General features: G+C 58.3%; 20 protein-coding genes. 9 read left to right on the forward strand and 11 right to left on the reverse strand.

Annotated elements, in window-relative coordinates; all coding sequences use genetic code 11:
• Positions 1 to 3: 3 nt before the first annotated feature.
• On the reverse strand, positions 4 to 162 hold the full coding sequence (locus tag GFS31_RS07695; RefSeq protein WP_198807605.1) for a hypothetical protein: 159 nt from the start codon (positions 160 to 162) through the stop codon (positions 4 to 6).
• Positions 163 to 842: 680 nt separating this feature from the next.
• Here GFS31_RS07695 and GFS31_RS07700 point away from each other — a divergent pair.
• Positions 843 to 1,364, forward strand: coding sequence for a hypothetical protein (locus GFS31_RS07700; protein ID WP_198807606.1), 522 nt, complete (start codon positions 843 to 845; stop codon positions 1,362 to 1,364).
• Between the two features lie 17 nt (positions 1,365 to 1,381).
• Here GFS31_RS07700 and GFS31_RS07705 read toward each other — a convergent pair whose 3' ends face one another.
• Both GFS31_RS07705 and GFS31_RS07710 read right to left on the reverse strand, forming a co-directional pair.
• Positions 1,382 to 2,293: an FkbM family methyltransferase gene (locus GFS31_RS07705; protein ID WP_225907614.1), complete on the reverse strand. Its 912-nt coding sequence runs from the start codon at positions 2,291 to 2,293 to the stop codon at positions 1,382 to 1,384.
• Positions 2,294 to 2,375: 82 nt separating this feature from the next.
• On the reverse strand, positions 2,376 to 6,056 hold the full coding sequence (locus GFS31_RS07710) for a Yip1 family protein (protein WP_198807607.1): 3,681 nt from the start codon (positions 6,054 to 6,056) through the stop codon (positions 2,376 to 2,378).
• 330 nt (positions 6,057 to 6,386) lie between these two features.
• On the opposite strand from GFS31_RS07710, the gene GFS31_RS07715 reads away from it, so the two are divergent.
• A complete protein-coding gene (locus tag GFS31_RS07715; protein WP_198807608.1) occupies positions 6,387 to 7,829 on the forward strand; it encodes a sodium/glutamate symporter in 1,443 nt (480 codons plus the stop codon).
• Between the two features lie 12 nt (positions 7,830 to 7,841).
• Here GFS31_RS07715 and GFS31_RS07720 read toward each other — a convergent pair whose 3' ends face one another.
• Together GFS31_RS07720 and GFS31_RS07725 are read right to left on the reverse strand one after the other, a co-directional pair.
• Complete coding sequence (locus tag GFS31_RS07720) at positions 7,842 to 8,060, reverse strand: hypothetical protein (protein WP_198807609.1); 219 nt, start codon at positions 8,058 to 8,060, stop codon at positions 7,842 to 7,844.
• 193 nt (positions 8,061 to 8,253) lie between these two features.
• Positions 8,254 to 8,583 carry a hypothetical protein gene (locus GFS31_RS07725; protein ID WP_198807610.1) on the reverse strand — a complete coding sequence of 110 codons (330 nt, stop codon included), beginning with the start codon at positions 8,581 to 8,583 and terminating at the stop codon, positions 8,254 to 8,256.
• A 244-nt stretch (positions 8,584 to 8,827) separates the two neighbouring features.
• Between GFS31_RS07725 and GFS31_RS07730 the strand changes: the two genes are divergently transcribed.
• Both GFS31_RS07730 and GFS31_RS07735 read left to right on the forward strand, forming a co-directional pair.
• Positions 8,828 to 10,135, forward strand: coding sequence for an aminopeptidase P family protein (locus GFS31_RS07730; protein ID WP_317135089.1), 1,308 nt, complete (start codon positions 8,828 to 8,830; stop codon positions 10,133 to 10,135).
• Between the two features lie 166 nt (positions 10,136 to 10,301).
• Positions 10,302 to 11,063, forward strand: coding sequence for a response regulator transcription factor (locus tag GFS31_RS07735; protein ID WP_198807612.1), 762 nt, complete (start codon positions 10,302 to 10,304; stop codon positions 11,061 to 11,063).
• Between the two features lie 153 nt (positions 11,064 to 11,216).
• Here GFS31_RS07735 and GFS31_RS07740 read toward each other — a convergent pair whose 3' ends face one another.
• Together GFS31_RS07740 and GFS31_RS07745 are read right to left on the reverse strand one after the other, a co-directional pair.
• Positions 11,217 to 12,260 (reverse strand): ABC transporter permease, encoded by a 1,044-nt coding sequence (locus tag GFS31_RS07740; RefSeq protein WP_198807613.1) that lies wholly within the window; start codon positions 12,258 to 12,260, stop codon positions 11,217 to 11,219.
• A 41-nt stretch (positions 12,261 to 12,301) separates the two neighbouring features.
• Positions 12,302 to 13,150, reverse strand: coding sequence for an Npun_R2479 family HD domain-containing metalloprotein (locus GFS31_RS07745; RefSeq protein ID WP_198807614.1), 849 nt, complete (start codon positions 13,148 to 13,150; stop codon positions 12,302 to 12,304).
• Between the two features lie 410 nt (positions 13,151 to 13,560).
• Between GFS31_RS07745 and GFS31_RS07750 the strand changes: the two genes are divergently transcribed.
• Positions 13,561 to 14,904, forward strand: coding sequence for an efflux RND transporter periplasmic adaptor subunit (locus GFS31_RS07750; RefSeq protein WP_225907615.1), 1,344 nt, complete (start codon positions 13,561 to 13,563; stop codon positions 14,902 to 14,904).
• Positions 14,905 to 14,921: 17 nt separating this feature from the next.
• On the opposite strand, the gene GFS31_RS07755 is transcribed toward GFS31_RS07750, so the two are convergent.
• On the reverse strand, positions 14,922 to 16,100 hold the full coding sequence (locus tag GFS31_RS07755) for a histidine kinase (RefSeq protein WP_198807615.1): 1,179 nt from the start codon (positions 16,098 to 16,100) through the stop codon (positions 14,922 to 14,924).
• Between the two features lie 614 nt (positions 16,101 to 16,714).
• On the opposite strand from GFS31_RS07755, the gene GFS31_RS07760 reads away from it, so the two are divergent.
• From GFS31_RS07760 to GFS31_RS07770, 3 genes are all read left to right on the forward strand, one after another.
• The gene (locus GFS31_RS07760) at positions 16,715 to 17,287 is read left to right on the forward strand and encodes a hypothetical protein (RefSeq protein WP_198807616.1); all 573 of its coding nucleotides are present in this window, start codon (positions 16,715 to 16,717) and stop codon (positions 17,285 to 17,287) included.
• An 81-nt stretch (positions 17,288 to 17,368) separates the two neighbouring features.
• Entirely contained in the window at positions 17,369 to 17,806 is a 438-nt protein-coding gene (locus tag GFS31_RS07765; RefSeq protein ID WP_198807617.1) for a hypothetical protein, read from the forward strand.
• A gap of 35 nt (positions 17,807 to 17,841) precedes the next feature.
• Positions 17,842 to 18,819 carry a HEAT repeat domain-containing protein gene (locus GFS31_RS07770; protein ID WP_198807618.1) on the forward strand — a complete coding sequence of 326 codons (978 nt, stop codon included), beginning with the start codon at positions 17,842 to 17,844 and terminating at the stop codon, positions 18,817 to 18,819.
• 116 nt (positions 18,820 to 18,935) lie between these two features.
• Here GFS31_RS07770 and GFS31_RS07775 read toward each other — a convergent pair whose 3' ends face one another.
• Positions 18,936 to 19,604, reverse strand: coding sequence for a DUF1269 domain-containing protein (locus GFS31_RS07775; RefSeq protein WP_198807619.1), 669 nt, complete (start codon positions 19,602 to 19,604; stop codon positions 18,936 to 18,938).
• A gap of 263 nt (positions 19,605 to 19,867) precedes the next feature.
• Between GFS31_RS07775 and GFS31_RS07780 the strand changes: the two genes are divergently transcribed.
• On the forward strand, positions 19,868 to 21,811 hold the full coding sequence (locus GFS31_RS07780) for an ABC-F family ATP-binding cassette domain-containing protein (RefSeq protein WP_198807620.1): 1,944 nt from the start codon (positions 19,868 to 19,870) through the stop codon (positions 21,809 to 21,811).
• Positions 21,812 to 21,967: 156 nt separating this feature from the next.
• Here the strand turns inward: GFS31_RS07780 and GFS31_RS07785 are convergent, their stop codons facing one another.
• Together GFS31_RS07785 and GFS31_RS07790 are read right to left on the reverse strand one after the other, a co-directional pair.
• Entirely contained in the window at positions 21,968 to 22,939 is a 972-nt protein-coding gene (locus GFS31_RS07785; RefSeq protein WP_198807621.1) for an SPFH domain-containing protein, read from the reverse strand.
• 106 nt (positions 22,940 to 23,045) lie between these two features.
• A complete protein-coding gene (locus GFS31_RS07790) occupies positions 23,046 to 23,477 on the reverse strand; it encodes an NfeD family protein (RefSeq protein WP_198807622.1) in 432 nt (143 codons plus the stop codon).
• Positions 23,478 to 23,488 lie beyond the last annotated feature (11 nt).

A 23,488-nucleotide genomic window follows, 5' to 3' on the forward strand; every position in this document is an offset into this window, starting at 1 on the left:
CCCCTAGGCCGCCGCCAGCCGACGAATTGGGGCTACGGGCGGTTCGACATAGGTGGGCACCTCCTCGGGCACCATCACCGGGTCAGGCAGATGAATTTCGATGGGTTGGGGTAAGAGTTCCAGCGGATTGATGTCGGGCATCGCGGTGGTAAACACTGGCATAGAGAGCGAACAGGCATTCCAGCGCCCCTGTACTGGCACCCCAAGCTGATCGCAATGGCCACCCCGTCGCCCCTCTGGCGTGTAATGACGGCAGCGACTACAGCACAAAACTTGACACCCCATCTTTTGCATCGCCGTATCCTAACGTGTGAGAAACTTTCCGTATTTTCTCTCCTGGTCTTTTTGGGGATCGCAGACTTCAATACACCAGGCAGCAAGCCTTTTCATGCGGTTCTTAGGCAAAAAGCTCTCTTCTGATTTCAGATTTTCTTTATATTTTCTTCAAAGATGCTTACATTTACTAAGACGAGTAATCTCTAGGTGATTACGCTACTGAAACAAGCTGGGGATCAAAGTTGATGATGACAGCATTCAGGCTTTTTATGACCAATTCCCTCAACCGTTTTCTATTTCTAGAGTGGCTCTATTGACCCCATAGAAGTTTTTCGAGGGATAGATCCCCAGAACCAGAGGGCTAAGGCTGGCTCAGAGCGCTTCATCGTGGGTCTATCTGCCTAGTGTTGGGGATCACTGACATCGCCCCGGAGAGCGGTAGGCTATGGCCTTGAAATTTCCTCAAAGCCCGTGTTATCAAGAGGCGTCAGGAGATAGGAACCCCGCCCGTTAATGATCGGTGATCGTTGTCCAACCTATCTAGCTCAAGGAGCAAACGACTAGCCATGGTGACTAACCAACTGGATACGGCGGTTAAGAGTTTTCAGCCCATCAACCAAACGGTGGAGCGCTACACTCGGCTCTGTCGGGCCTACGTGCAACTGTCCGAGCGCTTTCACCAGCTTGATGTGGAGCACATGACCTTGAAGGGGCAAGTGGTGCCGCTCCTCAAGGCGCTTAAAATGCAGCAGGATCGGCTGCGGCAGATCCAGGCCGACAAGGAGGCGCTGCAACAGGCGCTAGACCAGCAATCGGCCCAGCACCGTCAGGAGGTGCAGGCCATCGCCCAGACCTACGAGGAACGGATAGACCGCTTAACTCGCCACATTGAAGAGCTTCGATCCCTCGATGGGCTACTGTCGCCGGAAGCGGCCCAGGAACTATCGGAGGCCGAAAGCCAGATGGAGTTAGTGGAAGCCACCATACAGGAAATGGCGGAGGATGACGAGCCTGACCTAACAGAGGATGAGAAAACGCTGTTAGCCGCCTATCGGGCCAACCCTGGGGCGTTTTTGGTCGTGCCCTAGGTGTAGCCAGCCTGGGCCTATCCGGCGGTGACGAGGACGAGGTTGCCGACAATCCAGTTGACCAAGCCACCTCGGTAGGGAGCGCAGAGGCGCTGCACCTGATCGGCGTTCGGCTGGTGATGGCGAAAACTGAGGATGTTACCGTAGACGCCGTTGGCCAAAAAGGGCGTTTCGGTTTCCAAATCCAGGGCTTGCAGGTCAAACACCTTGGCCGAGCTGCCCGGTGCGTAGTCCACCATGATGCTGGTTTGGTAGCCCAGCCGTTGCAGGATTTTGAGGCTGTCGAGGGTGCCTTCCACAAACTCCGGTGCCCAGCCCTGGGTGCCTTGGGCGTAGCTGCTGCCGCCGCCGTATTCAAACATCACCACCGCCGGAAGCCGATCTGGGGGCAGAGCTTCAAACTGCCGAATCACCACAGGTTCCCAGCCTTCGATATCCAGTTTGAGGGCGGTGATCGCCTCAGTTTCGGTTTGGCTCAGCAGCGTGGTTAAATCCAGGGTTTCGACGGTTTGGGTGTTGTCGGAGGATCCGAACCAGTCGGCAGAAAGGGAGCTAAAGTTGCGGTTGCCGACCTTTGCAAATTCGCCCAGGTGCAGGGCGGCCTGCCCCACCTGGTCAGACAGACACAGTTCCAGGAGCGTGATCCCCTGCTGTTGGCAACGGCGTTTGAGCTTGTCCGTAGGCAAGGGTTCTACCGCCACGGTGGCAAAGCCCAACTGGCGAAACAAGTCGCAGTAAAAGGCAAAGGTGCCCACGCCCACATCAAAACAAACGCCCTGGCGCTGGGGATCAACCTCCGGCAGCAGGTGACGGAGCAGGGCTTGGCAACAGGCTTCAACACGCATGGGGTTTGGGGCGAAAGGACGGTGGATGGCCCTCACCCCCAGCCCCTCTCCCAGGGAGGAGAGGGAAGCCGGAAGGTTTTTCAAAGTCCCTCTCCCAACTTGGGAGAGGGATTTAGGGTGAGGGCAAGGGACTGGGCAACTCACGAAGCATCTACACGCCAACCACCTAAAAGGTCATGGGCGCAATGGGTTCGATGGTGGGATCATAACCGCCAATCTGGCTGGTTCGCAGCACCCAGGCGGAAGCGCCGGATTTGAGGAACTGCTGCACCACCACATCGCTGGCCTTGCGGGGCAGCACCGTGCGCCAACTACCCAGGCCCATCAGCAGGTTGCGGAGGGGGTCGTCTTCCAGGGAACTGCCGAGGTTGAATTCGTTCCGTTCCCAGTCGGGGCGGGTGTTGCCGAAGGGTTGGAGGGCGCGTTTGAGGGACTGGCCCAGGGCGATCATGCGGTCAAAGTCCTGGGCTTGGTCAGGGTGGCGCTCGGCCCAGTCTTGGAGTTCGGCTTGGTAGCCCTTCACGCCCTGAACAAGCCCCTGCATACTGGCAAACAGGGCTTGGTTAGAGTCTTGGGAGCAGTTATTCGACGGGCCGACGAAGGTGCCCCCGGTGCCGTCTCCGATGCGGTAGCGGGCGGTCATGGCCTGGAGGTGGGCCTCCATGCGGACGAGGGGCGACATCCGGGCGCGGTCAAAGTCGTAGGTGCGGCTGAAGGCGTCCAGTTTCACCAAAATGTCGCAGGTGGGGCGATTACCCAGCCAGCCCCGCTGTCGATCCCCCTGGTAGCGCGACCAGTGGATCGTGCCCGCAATCAGGCCATCTACGTTGTGGGCATAGACCTGGTAGTAGCGAATCTCAAAGCGGCGTTCGTCGGCGAGGGGATCGTGGACGACCTCGGCCCGTCCGTAGGCAAAGTGGCCAAAGAAAATGGGGCTGAAGGCGGCGGGTTCTTTCTTTTCACCGCCAATACCGCCGTAGGTATGGAGCAGCAAGGCCCGATCTCCCACCTGCCATTCGTCGATGGCCTCGGAGATGGCCTCCGGTCGGCCATTGTCGCGGTGGGTACACAGCACCGATCCCACCTTGCCCTTTTGGTTGGCTACATCAGCCCAGGACTCCTTGCGGATGTAGCGGTAAGCTCCTTTGGCACCGCCAAACACGACCCGCTCTGGCTGAAGCCGAAACAGGGAACGCGGCCCCCAGGCTTGCACGACAAAAATTCCCGCCGCGTCGGGGGCACCGTAGATGTACCAGCCCTGTTCGTTGTAGGGAGATTGCTCAATTCCGGCACTGGTGGAGGGATCGCTGCCGTATAAGTCCAGGTGGCTGGGCTTGGGCACGCGCACCTCCTCAGTGGGGCCATCGAAGGCGCGGCTGACGCGGTTAAAGTGGCGCACCTGGAAGCGATCCGTCCCCGCGACCGGAGCCACAAACTGCACCAGGCCGTAGTAGCGTCCGGTCACTTCCATGGGTTGCCACCGGATCCGCAGGGTGATCCCGTTGGTCTCCCGCTGCACCTGGGGATCTTCCACCGCCACGATCATCTCGTCGTCGGGCAGAGATCCGGCCAGGGATTCTAGGGGATCCACCCGCAGCCAGTGGTTCACCCGCACTGGATGGATCGCCCCACTCTGGCGGCTGCTGTACTCCACATCGGCGCTAAAGTGGACATCGTGGGTGGCGGCCTGCACAAACTGCTGCACCAGGGGATCCTCCGCCCATCTCAGCTTCACCACCTGGCCGATCAGGTCAGTGTGTTCTGCTGGGGCCTGGTGGATTTCGTAGTAGACGCCGCCGAAACGACCCGCCTTGGCTGGAAGGATCAGCCGCCCTACCCAGTCGGCGATGGGCACGTAGCGGCTGGGATCGGGCCGTTGGTTGAGGGGATAGCTTTGGAACTGCACCAGGGGGCTGGCGCGGAAAAGGTCGTAGTGGCTGGGTTTGCGCTGGTTGACGAGGTCATCCCCCAGCACCAGATCTCCTTTCACAATGGCGTTGATGGTGTCGATGGTTTGCTGAAGGGAACTGCGGCCATCTTCAAGGATAAGGTTAGGATCCAAAATGCCCCCCGGTACCTGGTGGCCCACTGGCCCCATGGGAATGATGGAAATTTTGCCCCGCCGCTTGGCCCGATTCCAGTAGGACAGCGGAAAAATCCGCCAGCGACCAGGGAACATCTTAGGGCCGATGCGCTCTACCACATCCTTTTCGCCCACCAGATGATAGAGGTGTTCTAGCTTCAGCAGGTCGATATTGGCGCTCATCACGCCGCCCAAAGAAATCACATCCACCGGAGCACCCAAGGCCCGCTTCAGGTAGGGGCCACAGGCACAAGACATCTGCCCGCCGCCGCTATAGCCAATAAAGGTGACGGGAATACCGCTTTCTAGGGGGTAGCCGTTTTTGATCAGGCCGTTGTAGACGACCTGGGCCATACCTTGGTTATAGAGGGGGCCATAGCGCCTGTCGGCGGAAACTCCCACAATGAGCACGTTGCGAATGTTCACCAGCAGGCCCAAAACGCTCATGGGGTTGGCGAAGCGCAGTTTGTCGGCAAAGCGCCAGAGAAACGCCAGGGGCCGATCCTCATCTAGGGGCGCATTCATCACCGAGTAGGGCATGATGCCGCGCACCAGGGCCACATCGGGCGGCAGGGTGGGGGCCAGAGTATCCAAAAATTCTTCAATGTCCGGCAGATATTCAAAGGTAGACTTGCCGATGCCGTCTAAGTACACCACGTAGCGCGAAAAGGGCTGATCCGACGCCGGAGCCTGGGCCAGTTCCCCCGCATTCACCGTGGTATTCACATCATCCTCATACCAGCCCGCCCACCAGCCGAGGGTTTCTAAGGGAGCCAGCAGCCCCGCCACTACCAGCGCCACTATCCCTACCCACAGCAAATTCAGTACCCACTGGACGGGGTCGGGAAAGGTCGCAAACCAGCCAAACCACCACTGCCGCAGGGGCCGCAACAGCACCAGCATCAGCAGGGTGAGCAGCACCATCGCCACCACGCCCAGGACGGCCTTCACCGTGGCACTCCAGCTTCGCTCCTGGCTGGCGGTGCCATCGGCGGTGGGCAACCTGCCCCCCGACACCGTTGCCCCAGCGCCCGCCAGCGCCATGGCCGGAGGATCGCCTATCACCGCCCCCACCACATCCCCCTGGCTGAGGGAGGCCATGCGCTGGTTCAGTTCCTCCTGCCAGCGGGTGGGCACTTGGTTGAGGCGATCCTCCATGGAGGCCGTCAACCCTCGGCGGCTGGTGACAAGATCCACCCCAGCGGCCCGGTTGGCCACGCCCTTACTCAGCTTGGCAATGGGCCGCCCGACGGTGTTTTGCAAAATTTGCAGCAGCACCCAGCCCCAGCCCACATAGCGGAAGGCTTCACTCGTTGGCAAATTCGTCACCGCCCCAAAGCCCACCACCATCGCCAGCAGGTGCCAGATGGACAGCACCGTCAAAATCGGCACGCCTAGGTAGGGCATGGCCCCCAAAAAGCTGAACAGCAAGGGCGCATAGGCCGCCCCCAACACAATCACAATGGCGCTAGGGGGTACCGAAACCGTCCCCGGCAGCAGGGTAAGGAGCCAGGTGCTTAGCCCCAGGGCCAAAAAACCGCCCGTAAACAGCAGGGCATTGATCAGCAGGCTAATCGCAAACCGGGAGCGCTTCACTTCGTTGAGGAACAGCACCACGCTCTGGCCAATGCCCTGGGAAATCCCCGCCAGCAGCACAATCACCAGGGCAAAGGTCTGCCCGTGGGGCACCGTGGTGGCAATCCGAAAGGCCTCCCCATTCAGGGCAAAAATGTAGCCCAGCACTTCCCAAATGCGATCCATCATGGGGCAATTCCTCAACCTCACGCCATTGTTGTGCCGTCATCTTACTGTACCCCCGGTGAACTCTACCCTAGGGAGGATGTTGGGGGCGATGTGCCCACAGCTACCGCAAGGCCAAAACGCCAGCGTTATATAAACCCCATAGCGTCAGAATGCTAAGATTCAGGGCTATTCCGTGTCATCCGTTGAGCCTCCTGGCTTGTGCGGATGATCTTCCTGGCCCCCTACATAAGGGGGATTTCGCTTCAACGTCCCTGCTTCCCACGGGGGATTCGGGGGATTGCCCGTGGCTAACGGGTGCTGCTGTCGTTAATCTCTAGATGGGGAAAGGCTGTGTTCAACCTCCGAACGGTGATGTTCGCCTTTGTGGTGCTGGCGCTGTTGCTGCTGGCGGGGCGCTACGTCAAACATCAAAGTCGCTGGTGTCAGCGGCTGTATTTGCCTGCGTCGATTGTGGCTGGGGTCTTGGCCCTGCTGCTGGGGCCAGAGGTGCTGGGGGCTATCGTCACCGCCATCGCCGGAGAGGAGGCCTTTCTGGCGGGGGGGCTGTTCTCCCCAGAAATCCGCACCGTGTGGTCGCAGGCTCCGGGGGTGTTTATCAATATTGTGTTTGCCGCGCTGTTTTTGGGCGAAACCATCCCCGCCCCCGCCGATATTTGGCGCAAGGCCGCGCCCCAGGTGGTGTTTGGCCAAACCCTAGCCTGGGGGCAGTACGTGGTGGGCAGTCTAGCGACCATCCTGATTTTGATGCCGCTGTTTGACGTCAACCCCATCGCCGCCGCCCTGATCGAAATTGGCTTTGAGGGGGGGCACGGCACCGCTGGCGGTATGGTAGAAACCCTGGCCGACCTGGGCTTTGAGGATGGCGGCGACCTAGCCATTGGCTTGGCTACCGTGGGCATTGTCTCCGGCATTATCTGCGGTACCGCCCTAGCCGACTGGGGCCGTCGCAAAAACCATGTGGCCATGGTCAGCCGCGATGTCACGGAACCCGACGAAATTCCTGACCTGAATGTGTTGGCGGAAACCCCAGAAATTCGACAGCAGCGGGCTCAGCTCCTGCGAAATCTGCTGATCGATCCCCTGTCGATTAACTTTGCCATTGTGGGGGCGGCCATTGCCGTGGGTTGGGTTATCCTCGAAGCCCTGAAGTGGATCGAGGCCGTCACCTGGGGCCAAACCGGATTTGCCGTGTTTCCCTACGTGCCCCTATTTCCCCTGGCGCTGATCGGCGGCATCGTCGTCCAATCCATCCTCAATCGGCTGGGTCTGGGGGCGTTGGTCATTCGGCCCATGGTTCACAATATTGCTGGGGTGGCCCTAGATGTGGTGATTATCGCCGCCATCGCCTCCATTTCCCTGCGCGTCATCGGCGGCAACCTGGGGGTCTTCCTCATTCTCAGCGTGGTCGGCATTCTGTGGAACGTGCTGATTTTCCTCTGGTGGGCACCGCGCATTTTCCCCACCTACTGGTTCGAGAAGGGTATTGGCGATATGGGCCAATCCATGGGCGTCACCGCCACGGGCATTTTGCTGATGCGGATGGTAGACCCCGACAACCACACGGGAGCCTTCGAGGGCTTTGCCTACAAGCAACTTTTCTTTGAGCCCATCGTCGGGGGTGGCATCTTCACCGCCGCCGCCCCCGTACTGATTGCCAACCTCGGTATTGGCTCCGTCCTCGCCCTGACCAGCGGTCTGCTGCTGTTCTGGATTGTGCTGGGCTACGTCCTCATCCGCCAAGAACGCCGCCGCCCCTCCCCCAGCGAAGCCTAGCCCTGAATGCTCCTAGAACCGAGGCCGGGTGAGCAGGCAACTGAGCCCCAGGGCCACCGACCCGGCTAAGGTGGCCGCCGTGGAGGCATCACTGCCGACCACCACCAAACCACCGTAGATCAGAATACCTAAGCTAGCGATCTGCCCTAGGGGAGTCGCCAAAAAGTCTAGGAAGGCTAGGGACTCCTCTAGGAACCGCAAAAGCTGAAGAAATCGGGCTAGAAGCGCCATAGTCGTTAGCCAGCAAGAGATAACGGCGTCGCCCCACCGTTGGGCCTAGGATGGTTATCCTGCCCAGAACCGTCTGAGACACGATGGGGCTGGGGCCACTAATGGGTATTTTAACCTAACCCTAAGCGGCTAGTGGTCTCTGTACCTTGGGCTACAGGGCCAGGGCCTTTGGGCAGGCGGAGGGTGCCTAACCCTAGCGCCCTTTGCGAAGACGATAAGCCACCATGTCAATCACGTTGCTGGGCTGGGGCCGTTGGTGCGTTCCCGGCCTGGGGGCGGCGACGGGCACCAACGGCGGCAGGGCCAGGGCCGATCCTCCGGCAACAGCAGCCGGGACTACCGAGGGTGGGCCAGGGACAAACAACTGCGAGAAGGAGACATTGATCGCCGCCTCTGGACTCCAGTTGTGTTGTCGCACCCAACAGTGGTCATGATCGCAGCAGACCACATAAAAGTCTGGAACATGGGCATCTTGGCCCTTAAGACGGACTCGTGCCCCGGGTCGAAGAATGAGGGAAGCCATAACGCCAAACCTAAACTAGGCTAGTCATCACACTTCTATATAGTATATTTGAACTGATTTTGTAAAGGAGGATGTTAACCTAGTCAGTATCCTAAGCCATTGGCCTAGGTCTTGGTGCAGCCCTACACCTGACTTTAAGGTTTTGGTCAAAAAATGTATTCTTGGCGGTGAATCTTCTATGATTTTGTCAGAAAAAATAGACTCAAGTCAAGGAAAAAACAGGATCGGCAGCGACAGATCGGCCTTGATTGACTATTTGGCTCAGCGGCGGGCGGATCTGGCCCAGCGGTGCCCGTATCCTGTGCTGCTGTGGGCGGGGGATCCGCCATCGCGGAATTTCCCAGCCAATACCTATCCCTTTCGGGCCAGCAGCCACTTCCTCTACTTTGCCGGACGCCCCCTCCCCGGTGCCGCGCTGCTCTTGGCAGAGGGCAAAGCGACGCTGTTTATGGATGAGCCTGCCCCCAGCGCGGCCCTGTGGCATGGCCCCACCCCCAGCCCAGCCGCTCAGGCAGAGGGCATCGGTGCCCAGGCGGTATATCCCCTGGCGGATCTGCTCCAGCAAACGGTGGATGCCGTTACCCTACCCCCCGATCTCACCCAGGTCTCGGATCGGGCGATGGCCCTTGTGCAATCGCTGGTCGATCTGCGCCTCCGCCATGACGATTGGGCCTTGGCGGAGATGCGCTTTGCGGCCCAGGTCTCGGTGCAGGCCCACCGAGCCGGAATGGCGGCCACTCGCCAGTCGACCACCGAAGCTGAGGTGCGAGCCGCCATCGAGCAGGTGATGATCGCCCACCAGTGCCCCTGCGCCTATAACAGCATCGTCACTACCCACGGTGAGGTGTTGCACAACGAGCACTACCACCACCCTCTGCAACCGGGCGACCTGCTCCTGGTGGATGCCGGGGCCGAAACCCCCCAGGGCTGGGCCGCCGATATTACCCGCACCTGGCCTGTGTCGGGTCAGTTTTTGTCGCCCCAGCGAGATCTCTACAACGTTGTTCTCGCCGCCCACGATGCCTGCATTGCAGCGGCCAGACCGGGGGTGGAATATCGAGACCTGCACCTGCTAGCCTGTCGTACCCTGGCGGCGGGCCTAGTAGACCTGGGCATTCTACGCGGACAGCCCGATGACTTGGTAGAGCGGGATATCCACGCCCTGTTTTTTCCCCACGGCGTTGGCCACCTGCTAGGACTAGATGTTCACGATATGGAAGACCTCGGCGATTGGGCGGGCTATGCCCCCGGTCGGCAGCGCAGTTCGCGCTTTGGTTTGGGCTATCTGCGGCTAGATCGGCCCCTTGCCCCCCGTATGGTCGTCACCATCGAACCAGGGTTTTACCAGGTTCCGGGCCTGCTCACGCCAGCCCGCCAGTCGGGCCAATACGACGACGCCGTGAATTGGGAACGCCTGGAGGACTTTGCCAGCGTGCGCGGCATTCGCATCGAAGACGATGTGCTAATTACGCAGGAGGGGTGTGATGTGTTGACGGCGGCCTTGCCCGTTGTGGCGGAGGAATTGGAGGCGCTGGTCGGGGGGAAGGGATAGACGAAACGGCGACCGTGGGGAGTCAGGGATCGGGGAATACTGGGGGATGGTGTCGCGGCTGGTTCGTTTTCGGGCCATCGTCTTCCTGATAATCTTCCAGTTTTCTCTAGTAAGGGGGCTGGATCAGACCTGATATGATCCAAGAGAAGACTTTTTCACCCTAAATATGAATTCCGCAGAGCTTTTGTCGTCGGTCTCGCCCAACCTGCGCGTGGGGCTGGGGCGAGTGCTGATTGTCGAAGACGAAGACCTGATTCGGGAAACCCTAGCCCTGGGGCTGGCAGAGGAGGGTTTTGAGATTTTGATTGCCGCAGATGGCCTCACCGCCCTTGATCTGCTGGGAGGCACTGCTAGCGCCAGCCGGGTCAGCCGCCCAGAGATTAACCTCGTGGTGCTGGATCTTATGCTGCCGGGGATGAACGGTCTCGATCTGTGCCGTCTTCTACGCCACCAGGGCATTGATGTTCCCATTTTGATGTTGAGTGCCAAGGGCACCGAGACAGATCGGGTTGTAGGACTCGAAATTGGGGCCGACGACTATCTAACCAAGCCCTTTGGAATGCGCGAACTGGTGGCCCGTTGCCGCGCCCTGTTGCGTCGTCGCCAAGGCCAGCCCCAGACAGATCCAGATAACGTTCTAACCTTTGAGGAAATTGCCCTGCATCCCCAGGAATGTCGCGTCTTCCTGCGGGGTGAGGAGATCAGCCTCTCGCCCAAGGAGTTTCGCATTCTGGAACTCTTTATGGGGCAGCCCCGGCGGGTATGGTCTCGCGATCAGATCATTGATCAAGTGTGGGGTCACGACTTTATGGGCGACAACAAAACCGTGGATGTCCACATCCGCTGGCTACGGGAAAAACTAGAGACCGATCCTAGCCACCCCACCTACATCAAAACGGTACGCGGCTTTGGCTACCGCCTAGGCTAGCCCCTCAGCAACTCTAATCTCTGGGGCAGGGACGGCTGATCGACTTACGGTTGGTCTAACCCTAGCCTCAGTTCGGGCCAAACACCGCCCCAGCGCCTAGCCTTGATTGACCACTGACAGGCTACGCCCTGATCGATAGGATGCTTGGCATCGCTACTGTTTCAAGGTTCTTGGATCCAAAGCATCGCGCAGGCCGTCGCCCAGCAGGTTAAAGGCGAGGGACGTGACCACAATCAAAATGGCCGGGGGCCACACCAGCCAGGGTTGCAGCACCAGGATGGAGGCATTGGTGGCGAGGGTGAGCATATTGCCCCAGGAGGCGTCGGGTTGTTGGATGCCGAGGCCGATGAAGCTCAGCACCGCTTCCGCCAGGATGAAGCCGGGGATGGCCAGGGTGGCGGCGATAATGCCGTAGGTGGCGGTTTGGGGCAACACGTGGCGAGTGATGATGTAGAGGGGCCGTCCGCCCATGACGCGGCTGGCCTGGACAAAGTCTTGCTCTTTGATGGAAAGCACTTGGCCGCGAATCACCCTGGCGAGTCCGGCCCAGCCCACTAGGGAGGTGATCAGCACGATCAGGAAAAAGCGCTGGATGCTGCTGAGTCCGGCGGGGAGGACGGCGGCGAGGGCGACGAGGAGGTAAATGCTGGGGATGGTCATCAGCACTTCCACAAAGCGCATCAGCACGGCATCTACCATGCCGCCAAAGTATCCGGCGATGCCGCCCACCAGCAGGCCCAGCGGGAAGGAAATCAGGATGCCGATCAGGCCCACGGCAAGGCTGACGCGGCTGCCGTGGATGAGGCGGCTGAATTGGTCGCGGGCCTGTTCGTCGGTGCCGAGCAGGTTGAGGTAGCCGGGGCCAGTGGTGTCGAGTAACTTGAGTTGTCCTGCCTCGTTGCGGTGCAAAATCCGCAGGGCGGAGGGCTGGCTGCGATCTACGATCAGTTCTCGATCCCCGGTTTCTAGATCCACCGGGCCCTGGGTGGTGGGGTAGACGTGGGGGAAGAAGCGCCCGGTGTCGGCGTCGCGCCAGTAGATTTGGGTGGGGGGCAGTAGGGAGCCGTTGGCCTGGGCGGCGTAGGGGCTGTAGGGGGCAAAAAAGTCGGCCCCAATCGCCACGGTGTAGAGCAGAATTAGCAATACAGCCCCCAGTTGGGCCAGACGATTGGTTTTAAGTTTGCGCCACCAGGTCATAGCCGCTTCGTGTAGATTACGTGGGAGTTTAGGGGTGCCCGTTACGTGTGAATAACGGTTTTCTCGTTCTCCACCATAAACACATTTGAGTAAAGGTTAGCAATGATTTGCTTGCCTTCTTGGGTGAGGGAGAGGTAGCGCAGGCCGTCTTGGATGTAGGGATGCACCACATTCCAATAGAATCCGGGGTAGTTGGCGCGGAGATCGGCGGGGTGCTCATAGCCGAGTTTTTGGTTTTGTCCGGTTTCTTCAAATTCGTAGAACAGGGCACCGATTTTCTTCAGGTAGCGGGGATCACTAAGCTGGCCGATCAAATCCGCCGCCCGCACTAGGCCCGGAAAGTGCTGGGTGTCTTGGTGGTCTTCCTCCTTGGGCACCGGGAAGCGGGTGAGTTCAATATTGCGTTTGATCACCTCAGCGTTGATCAGCTTGTTGCCGCCAAAGCGTTCTTCAATAAACCGCTTGCCCCGGTCTACGTGGTAGGGCGTCAGGGAGGCATCAGACGCCCCCGGTTGCAGCATCACCATTTCGTCCCCTTGGCCCGTGGAATACAGGTGGTTGCGGTCTTGGTCGTGGCGGCAAACGCCCTTCACGTAGCCAATGTCGTGACAGACCAGGGAAATGATGAAATGCATCCAGTCTTCGCAGGTGACGCCGCCCTCGCGGATGTGTTTGCCGCGCAGAATTTCTTGCCCCACTAGGGCCACCAAAATAGTGTGCTCGACGTTGTGATAGAGGGCATCGCTGTTGGCGATATTTTCCAGCGCCATGCTGCCCGCCCAGGCAATGATGTCTTCGTAGGTGGGGTTTTGGCCGCCGTAGGTGCGGTGATAGCCTGTCCTAAGCTTCGTGACAAAGTCGCTGATGAGGAGTTCGGTGGCGTTAAACATTCCCAAAACCTGCCTTCGTTAGCCTGAGTGAACGGTAGTGGAACCGGAACGAGCCGCTGCGGTGAGCCTGGAGGGTGAGACGGTGACGATAGGGAGGGCGATGGTTAGGAACTCGACTCACGGGCTTTGTTGTGTAAAGGTACCAGGTTTCCTTCTTTTGTACCTACTGCTATTACACCAAATCCCCTGTTCTGGGAGTGTGATTTTAGTCAGCAACCACCGTGAACTAGGCTACATTCCAAAATACTAGGGGGTAAAAGCAGCGCAGCAACACTGCCAAGCCATTGATCCGTCCTAGGTGGGGCGGGGCTAATCCAGCCGTTCCAGTTGGCCTGACGCTGAACCAACCGTCCTGCCCCGTTCCCAAGGACGGGAATGAATCAGGCATAATGGAGGCGATACATTTTGTAATGTTTTGGCTGACCTGTGCCCTGAAGGACAACGCTGTGCAGAACCTCCATTCTCCCCAATCGCGAGAATCCACCGCTCCATCCATTACCGAAGGCATGGCCTATGGTGATGTGGCTCCGTTATCGAAGGGTCGCCCCTGGAAGCCTGTGCTGTTGGGGTTGGGGGCTGGGGTGTTACTAACCCTGTTGGGCACGCGCATCCTGGGTGGTCAACAGGCGGCCCCACCAGCGGAGGAAACGGCCCCCGCCCCGGCCCAAGCGTCCCAAACGGTGACGGTGGCCCCTGTCGTTCCGGCCTCGGTGGCGGATACCCTGGCGGTAAACGGCACGGTGCAGGCGGTGGATCTGCTGTCCATTTCCCCCCAGGCCAGCGGACTGCAAATTCAGCAGTTGCTCGTCCGCGAAGGCGATGCCGTGGCCGCAGGGCAAGTCTTGGCAATTCTGGACGACGCCACCCTGCAAGCGGATCTGCGCCAAGCCCAGGCTCAGCTATCGGTGTCCCAGGCCCAAGTCACCCAGCGGCAGGCGTCCCTCTCCCAGGCCCAGGCCAACGTAGCCGAGGCCCAGCAAAACTTAGAGCGGCTGCGCACCCTCGCCGCCCAAGGGGCCATCAGCGAACAAGAACTCACCCGCCAACAAACCCAAACCACCACAGCCCAGCAGGCGGTGGGCTTGGCCCAGGCCGAAATTGAAAGCGCCCAGGCCGGGGTGCGCTCCCAGCAGGCGGTGATTGATCGGCTACAAACCCAGCTTGGCCAAACCTCGGTGCGGTCTCCGGTGGCGGGCATTGTGGCGGAGCGGCGGGCCAATGTGGGCGATGTGGCCTCCCCCGGCAACCCCATCGTGACGCTGATTCAAAACAACCAGCTCCGGCTGGTGGCCGAAGTGCCCCAAACCCAGTTGGATCGAGTCTCTGTGGGGGCCTCGGTCGCCATTTCCTCCACCGCCGATAGCCGCCTGCGCCTCCAGGGTACAGTGCAGTCCATCGATCCCGTGGTAGATGCCACCAGCCGCACGGCCCAGGTCAATATTTCCCTCCCCGGCAGCGACCTGCTGCGTCCCGGTCTGTTCCTGCGCGGCGATATCCGCACCAACAACCGCCAGGGGCTCGTGATCCCCGCCACCGCCCTACAACCTCAGCCCGATGGCAGTTCCCTCGTCTTTGTGCTGGGCGAGGGCAACCAAGTCACCGCCCGCTCGGTGGAGTTGGGCAACCGCCTTCCCTCCAACGGCGACCAACCCGCCCTAGTGGAGGTCATCCAAGGCTTGCAGGCTGGCGAACAGGTCGTCACCTCCGGCGTCGGCTTCTTGCAGGATGGCGACATTGTCCGCCTTGCGCCCTAGGCTGCGTCCAGGCCAGCCTAGGCGCGGTAAACGGGCAGCGTGAAGTAAAAGGCGCTGCCTTCTCCCGGTACTGAATCCACCCAAATTTGGCCGTAGTGGGCGCGGATGATGCGCTGACACAGGGCCAACCCCAGGCCATAGCCCTCCTGGGTCACATCGCGCTGGAGGCGAAAGCTTTCTTCAAAAATACGGTCTCGGTTTTCCACCGGAATTCCTGGCCCGGTGTCGATGACGCCAACCTGCACCTTTTGGGTGGTGCGATGCAGGGCAATCAGGGAAACCGTGCCGCCCTCCGGTGTGTATTTGATGGCGTTGTCGAGCAGATTGCTAATCACCCGCTTCACCTGGCTACCGTCGGCATAGACCGGGGGTACATCCTTGGGCACCTCGGTTGCGAGGTTGAGTGCCTTAGCCTGAATGCGATCCTGGGTTTCCTCCACCACCGCTTCACACAGGGCAACGAGGTTCAGTTCCTGGGGGTGGATTTGTAGATCGAGGGTGGCACCTCGGGCGGTTTTCAAAATGTCGGTAATCATGCGGTTGATGGCCCGCACCTGGGTTTTGGCGTGCTTTAGCAGTTGGCCCGTTAGCTCTGGGCTGAGGTCGAGGTTGCGGCGCTGGTTGGGGGCATAGCCCAGCTCTAGGGTTTCGATGGCGATGGAGGCGGCGGTGAGCGGATTTCGCAGATCGTGGGCCATCATGGCAATGATGCGGTCTTTGAACCGCAGCTGGGCTTCCAGCTCGTCTTTGATTTGGTTGAGGCGAAAAATTTCGTCGGATAGCTTGATGAGCTCAGCGGAGTGCGTTACTTGATCATCTGCCTCGGCCAGTTCTAGATCGAGGGCCGTCGCCTCCAGCAGGGAGGGAATATCTTTGGTGGGAGGCTGGTGTTCCTCTTGCCAGCGGGGCCACCAGTGCTCTAGTTGGCTAACAATGTCGCTTCCGGCTAGTAACTGCTGCGGCGGTGGCGAAACTTTCACTAGGGAAGGGCTAGCCACCAGTTTGTAATGTTCCGCGAGGTAGGGCTGCTCGCCGATGTCTACCACGTCTAGATGAAATTGAAACCGATCCTCTAGGGTTTTGAGGTATTGCCGAATCTGCTGGACTTGCTGGGTCAAACTGGGGCGCTTGTCAATGAATAGAAGAAGTTTCAGGGGCACCCGGCCCTGGCCTAATGTATCGGCGGCAACTTCCATACCATCTCCCCGGACTGCGCCACTCACCATGACTCACGCACCTTGACTGAAGGATAGGCCATTGCAGGCCCATCAGGCTATATATAGCCTAGCCTGATCCGCCCATGCCAACGGGATCAGAAGCCACACTCCCAGGCATCGGGCCTAGGCATCGTCCCTCAGCCCCAGCAAGATGTCCTCTCACCTGAGAATGAGGCCCGCAGGCTGGATTTCTCTATCCCTGGATGGACGCAGCACCGATCCTTGGCCGGAGGTCAACCCCAGCGAGATGGCTGACAATTATAGAGGTGGCACCTTAGCCCCTAAGTCGCCAAGGCATTGCCTCTATAACAACATTAGGCGGCGACCAAGCCCACTTATCCGGCCCTTTATCTAGGATTCCCAAGCGGCTAGGCCATGGCCCAAACCTTGTTCAAAGAGTTGTTACGGTCAGCCAAAATCCCCCGATTTGGACAGACGGTTCCACTACATTGAACGTAAGGGCTGTGTGGTTAGCAGCCTCTGCCTAGGGCCTTCACCACAGTGCCATCCCCGACCCACTAGCGGTCTAGCTTAACCCATCTAGGGTTGAAAACATTACGACATCAGAGGAGGGACATCCCATGATCGGATCCATGACACTATCAAGATCAGTGTTGTCTCCGCTGCGATGGGCAACACCTCGTTCCCTAGCCGGAACGGTGGTAGCCTGTGCTGTCGTTCTGGGGCTGGGCCTCAAGGCTCAGGCCAACTCTAGCAATCTGGTGATCCTTGAGCAGTCTCCAGCCATCGTAGAAACCCTAGCCCAAGCGGCCCGATCCTTCCCTGCACCGGGGCAATATCTCTTTGGCCAGTCTGCCGAGCCCGACCAAATTGGCCACGGCTACATCGCGATGGAAAGCAATGGCCAAGACCTTTATGGTGCCCTCTATTTTCCGGGTTCTTCCTTCGACTGCTTCTATGGCCAGGTGCAAGGCAACGCCCTCGCCATGACCATCATCGACAGCTACAGCGAGGAAGCCTATCCCTACAGCATCGCCCTCGATCCCCAAAGCGCTATCGCCACCGAAGATTTGGGAACCACCACCGTTCCCCTCAACCTCCATGGGTTCCATGCCCTCGAACGCCTCACGGATAACGACCAGCGGATGCTAGAGGTGTGTCGGGCAGAGGTTGCCCCTGAGCTATCTAACCGCCCTGAACAATAGTTGTTTGGTTAACCTGTTAACGGTTGAAAACAAAGCGCTATCCTATTCTGAAAGCTAATCTCTTTCGTCTAAGCAGACAGCGTGAACGCAGCAGAACAGGCCAACAGCATCGAGTTTGCCAGCAAAATCGCCACCGTAGTCGGGCTGTTTAAGGGCGAATTCCCCGACCTGCGGGTGGATCTCAAACCCTGGGCCAATGATCGGGAAACCCGCGACCTCGTCGATCCCGATTCTATTGACCTGGGGTTTCACTTTCCGGGGGTGAGCCGTCTGTTTCGCTGCCGCAGCCTGCTGGTGCAAATTCGCCTCCACCCCGACCCCGATACCGAAGAACGGCGCGTCATCGGCCTAGAGGTGGCCGGGTTCGACCATCGCGGCAAACAATGGACGCTTTCCACCATCGACAACTGGGCCTTTTCGGGCAGTCTTTCCCCAGATCCCACCTGCGGCGAACGCCTCAAACAATGCTGCCGCCAAACCCTAGCGCTTTTTTCTAACTCCCCCGATGCGGCACAATAGCGTTCTCATTCTTCTTCCAAGGAGAACGAATAGATATGATCAATCTTCAAAATCTTCAGGATATATTGAGCGATCCCAAGATTGATGAGGCCGTCTTGAGTGAAAATCAAGACTTCTTTACAGAGTTATGCCAACATAGTCCAGGTCATATATTAAGAGACCAGTATTTACCTGCTCCGTGGCAAGCATGGCTAGCTCGACATCCTAGCGTAGAATTGCGCCAATCTACGGCGAACAACCCTTGTTTGCTCAGAGAAATCATAGAACGGCTTGCGAAGGACGATGATGCTGGCGTCCGTGATGCAGTGGCGGGAAACTTAAATACTCCCCCAGAAATTTTGAGTCAGTTAGCTACAGACCATGTTCGGAATGTACGCCTCCATGTTGCTCGTCATCGGCAAACTTCCAGCGACACACTGCTAGGCTTGATGCAAGACCCATTATGGGAGGTACGCAGAAATGTGGCTTGCCACCTCAATACTCCGGTGGAAGGATTGATTCACTTAGCCCACGATTCAGATTGGCGCGTTCGCCATTGTATTGCTGAACATACCAAGACTCCCGAAACTCTTCTGATAAGACTCGCCCAAGATGTTGATTCACAAACTCGCTGCGCTGCGGTAGCCAACTCCCGATTTCCGTTGAGTCACTTAATCCACCTAGCGAAGAGTGAAGACCTTTGGCTACGTCGAGGGGTAGCTCGTAATCGTTGTGCCCCTGAATTTCTCTTAATTCATCTGGCTCAGGACAGAGATGAGTCGGTTCTCTACGACGTTGCTGGCAATCCTAATACGCCCGCAAAAATACTATCTGATTTATCCCAAGTTTTTGTTGTAAGTATTCTGGTGCAAGTTGCCAAAAACCCTAACACTCCAGGTAGCGCCTTAGCGCAACTGGCTCACATCAACGATGTCGCTACCTTAGCTAACGTTGCCACTCACCCTAATGCCTCTAAGGAAGTACGCCAACTAGCCTTAGAGAAAAAAGCATATCTATCGAGGGATTATCTATAGCCGTTTTGCTCCAGATAAGCTTGAAGAAAGCGCTAAGAACCTTGACTTGCAGGTTGCCCAGATTAAGGTGCAGCTTATTGGTCAAAAACGGCTATATCTGGTCAGGTCAGGCAGCGTTATGCCATTGAGGAAGAGTTTTCTTCGTCCTCATCATCGCCAGCAAGGAGAATTTCAGCGCTGTCTAAAAAGAGACCTTCATCGGTTATGGCCACACCGCCGATGCTGAGGCTGTCTGTGGTTTGAGCGATGCGGGCGGCTCCGAGGGCATCGGTTCCGGCCCCGGCGGTGTAGAGGACGTTGCCCCCGGCCTCCAGTTGTTCAGCGATGTCGGCCTTGATCACCTCGCGGATGAGCTGGGCTCCGGCGGCGGCGAGGGCGGCTTCGAGTTGTTCCACCCAGGTGTGTTCAATCACGGCAATAATCGCCGAGGTATTGGGCTGAAGGGCCGATCCCAAGTCCTTCATTTCGGCCTTAAGGGGAGCGCTGCGGAGTTTGCCCACCAGCGCCCCAATCACGCCGCCCCCAGCGGCCACGGCCACCGCCGGAGGAGCCAACACCAAGCCGATCAGGCCGCCGACCACACCGCCCGTCATTAGCCCTTTGCGGCTGCGGCGTTTGGCGTCGGTAATTTTGAGCTTGCCCTCGGCGTTTTTGACCACCACGGCGGCATCTATGATGCCGATCAGGCCATCCCGTTTTCCTTGCTTAATGTCTTCCATCACGAGGCCAGCGCCATCCACGCTGTTAAAGGCGGCCACAATGACCTGTACGGGGCTTTCACTCATAACGATGTTCTCCGGTTATGTAATGGCGCAGACTTGAATAGTATGCCCCGTCTGGCGACGATTAAGGGCAGGTGAATGGTAGGGGACGTCACCTTGCGATGGAGTCCTACCGTCACTGTAGGCAGCAATCCTAAGAAACCCGTAGGGCTGAATTGATCCGCGCATCCAGCGGCGGATAGGTCACACTATTAGACTGGGGTAGGGCCAGATCCGCTCGGCTCTAGCTTTTGGTTGATTGATTTGCGTTATTTGGCTTTGGTGCTATGACCCTGTTTACCCTGCGCTCCGCTCACAAAGACTTTGGCATCAAAGAAATCCTGCGGGATGCCAGCTTCAGCCTAGAGGAGGGCGACAAAGTGGGCCTGATTGGCACCAACGGCTCCGGTAAATCCACCCTGCTCAAGATGATTGCGGGGCTAGAGCCCTTCGATGGCGGCGAGTTTTGGGTGAACCCCGGCGCTAAAATCGTCTACCTGCCCCAGCAGCCCGACTTTGACGCCAACCACACGGTACTTGAGCAAGTATTTGCCGACGCCGGAGAATCCATGGCGCTGATTCGCGAGTATGAAGACCTCTCGCACCACTTGGCCCAGGGCACCGGGGATAGTGATCGCCTGATGGCCCAGCTCTCTGTCGTGGCCGAAAAAATTGCCGCCGCCGATGCCTGGGATTTGGAAACCAGCGCCAAGGTAATTCTCAGCAAATTGGGCATCGAAGACTTTGACGCTAAGGTAGGCGATTTATCCGGCGGCTATCGCAAACGGGTAGCCATTGCCGCTGCCCTCCTAGCCGACCCCGACGCCCTGCTGATGGACGAGCCCACCAACCACTTGGATGCCGAATCGGTGGAATGGCTGCAAAGTTATCTCGGTGGTTTTCGCGGAGCCTTGCTGCTGATTACCCACGACCGCTACTTTTTGGATCAAGTCACCAACCGCATCCTAGAAATTGACCGGGGAGACCTCTATGGCTATGGCGGCAACTACGCCTATTACCTAGAGAAAAAAGCCCTATCCGAAGCTTCAGAAGTAAGCTCCCAAAAGAAACATGCGGGCGTGTTGCGACGAGAACTGGAATGGCTAAAGCGTGGCCCCAAAGCCCGCAGCACCAAACAAAAAGCCCGCATTGATCGCATTGGGGAAATGCAAAATCGGGAGTTTAAGCAAGCCCTGGGCAAGGTGGATATTTCCACAGCAGGTCGCCGCATTGGCAAAAAGGTGATCGAGCTAGAACATGTGGCTAAAAGCTACGAAGACCGTACCCTATTCAAAGACTTTACCTATGCCTTTGCCCCAGATGATCGCGTCGGCATCATTGGCCCCAACGGCGTCGGAAAATCGACCCTAATGAATGTGATTACCGGACGGCTAGAGCCAGACAGTGGCACCGTAGAGATGGGCACCACCATCCACGTCGGCTACTTCGATCAGCATTCCGACGATCTGTTTACCAACCCCAGCCAGCGGGTGATTGAATACCTCAAAGAAACCGCCGAACTGGTCACAACCGCCGACGGTAGTACCATTACCGCATCCCAAATGCTGGAGCGGTTTTTGTTTACCCCCAACCAGCAATATGCCCCCCTCGAAAAACTCTCTGGGGGCGAACGGCGGCGGCTCTTTTTGCTGCGGGTGTTGATGTCGGCCCCCAATCTGCTCATCCTCGATGAACCCACCAACGACCTGGATGTCCAAACCTTGAGCGTGCTGGAAGAATACCTAGAAGAATTTAACGGCTGTGTGATTGTGGTATCCCACGACCGCTACTTCCTAGATCGCACCGTCAATACCATTTTTGCCTTTGAGGGCCATGGCATTCTAAGACAGTATCCCGGCAACTATTCTCTCTATTTAGACTATAAAAAAGCGGAAAAAGAGCGGGAGGAAGAACGCCAACGGGAAGCCGCCAAAGCCAACGAAAAAGCCGCTTCCTCTAGTCCGTCAGCCAAAACATCCAGCGCCGCACCTTCCAGCTCTAGCGCCCCAGGCAAGAAACTTTCTTACAAGGAAAAGCGCGAGTACGAACAACTGGAAACCCAAATTCCAACCCTGGAGGCCGAGAAAGAAACTATCGAAAAACGGCTCTACGGCGATGCCCCTAGCGACTACGAAGAAGTCACCCGCCTGTCGGAGCAACTCGCCGCCCTTTCCGCCCAAATTGACGCCGCCACCGAACGCTGGATGGAACTCGCCGAACGCCTGGAATAGCATCTTTTTCAGCCTACGCCCCTTCAGACTACTCAACTCGTAGGTGAAGTGGCGTAATCGCGGCATCCAACCAGGCCCAAAAGCCTCGGCAGCATTGGGTTCCGCTGGGCTAACCCCAACCGACGGGGGAAATGTATGGGGCCGCCAGGATATCGGCTAGCCCATGGGCGGGGTGTTGCCGTCGCCGACGATGGCCCGCATGCCCTCTAGGGTGGCGGGGATGCTCTTGGGATCCATAAACATCACTTTGCTGCTGTCGCTGCTGCCGATCTTCAGCCCCATTTCGAGGTATTGCTGGGCCAGGATGTATTGCAGCGATTCCCGTGCATCGGGGTCGGCGGCAATGGTTTTGGCGATGATCTGGATGGCCTGGGCCGTAGCTTGGGCTTGGAGCACCTGCTCTTGCTGGAGGGCCTGGGCGCGGAGGATGATGGATTTTTGCTCGGCCTCGGCATCCAAAATGGCGGCGGTTTTGCGGGCTTCGGCATCCAGCACCGCCGATTCGGCCCGTCCCTTGGCGGAGTTCACCGCCGATTCTCGCTCCCCTTCGGAGGTGAGGATAGCGGCCCGCTTTTTGCGCTCGGCGGCCATTTGCAGCTCCATGGAATCTTGAACGGCCTTGGAGGGCACGATGTCGCGCAGTTCTACGCGAGTGACTTTGACACCCCAGGGGTCGGTGGAGATATCCAGTTCGCGCAGCAGGATTTCATTAATTTCGGAGCGGGCGGTGAAGGTTTCGTCGAGTTCCAGTTTGCCCATCTCGGCTCGCACCTGGGTGAGCACCAGGTTGACCATGGCCGATTGCAGGTTTTCTACCTTGTAGTAAGCCTTTTCCATATCCACAATCCGCCAATAGACCACCGCGTCCACGCTGATGGAGACGTTGTCGCGGGTGATGCACTGCTGGGGTGGAATATCTAGCACCCGTTCCCGAATGGTTTGCTTAAACACCACGCGATCCAGGAACGGCACCACAAAATTGAGCCCAGGGGACAGCTTTTTGCCCGTATATTTGCCTAGGGTTTCTACCAGTGCCTCATCACTTTGGTTGACGATGCGAACCCCGCTGGCCGCGATGGATCCGCCCAGAATCATCATGGTGATGATCAATCCGAAAATACTTCCCATGGGTCAAAGGCTCCTCAAGTGTTTGAACAGGTGAATCGGTTGATGAACCAAGGCAGGAGGGGGTTGAACAGCAGACTCTATCGGGCCACAACGCCCAGAGATATGGCTATGGCCACTCCTTAATCTCGCTCTCAGGCATCACGTACAGGGTGTTGCCCTTGCGCCGCACCACCACCACCGTTTGGTTGGCTCCAATGGTAATGGTTTCATCGTCGCAGCGAGCCTGCCAGGAATTGCCCTCGTAGAGCACACGCCCCGCGTCTCCTGGGGCAATGGCTGTTAGGGTACGGGCCTCGGTGGCATCGAGCAAAATGGGGGGCGTCCGCTGGGGCACAAACCGCTTCAGGAAGAAAATGAAGACCAACGACAGCACCATCCACAGGGCGGCTTGCAGGCTGAATTGGGGCACCACCAGCGACACCAGCGATACCAGGATGGCGCTGACTCCCAGGGTGGACTCAACAAAGGCGGTGGGAATAAAGAGCTCCATCAGGCAGAGCACCGTTCCTAAAATGAGCCAGAACAAGGCATAGTTCATAGTGATCAGGT

This window comes from Leptolyngbya sp. BL0902, from assembly GCF_016403105.1.
In the GTDB taxonomy this organism is placed as follows: Bacteria; Cyanobacteriota; Cyanobacteriia; order Phormidesmidales; family Phormidesmidaceae; genus Nodosilinea.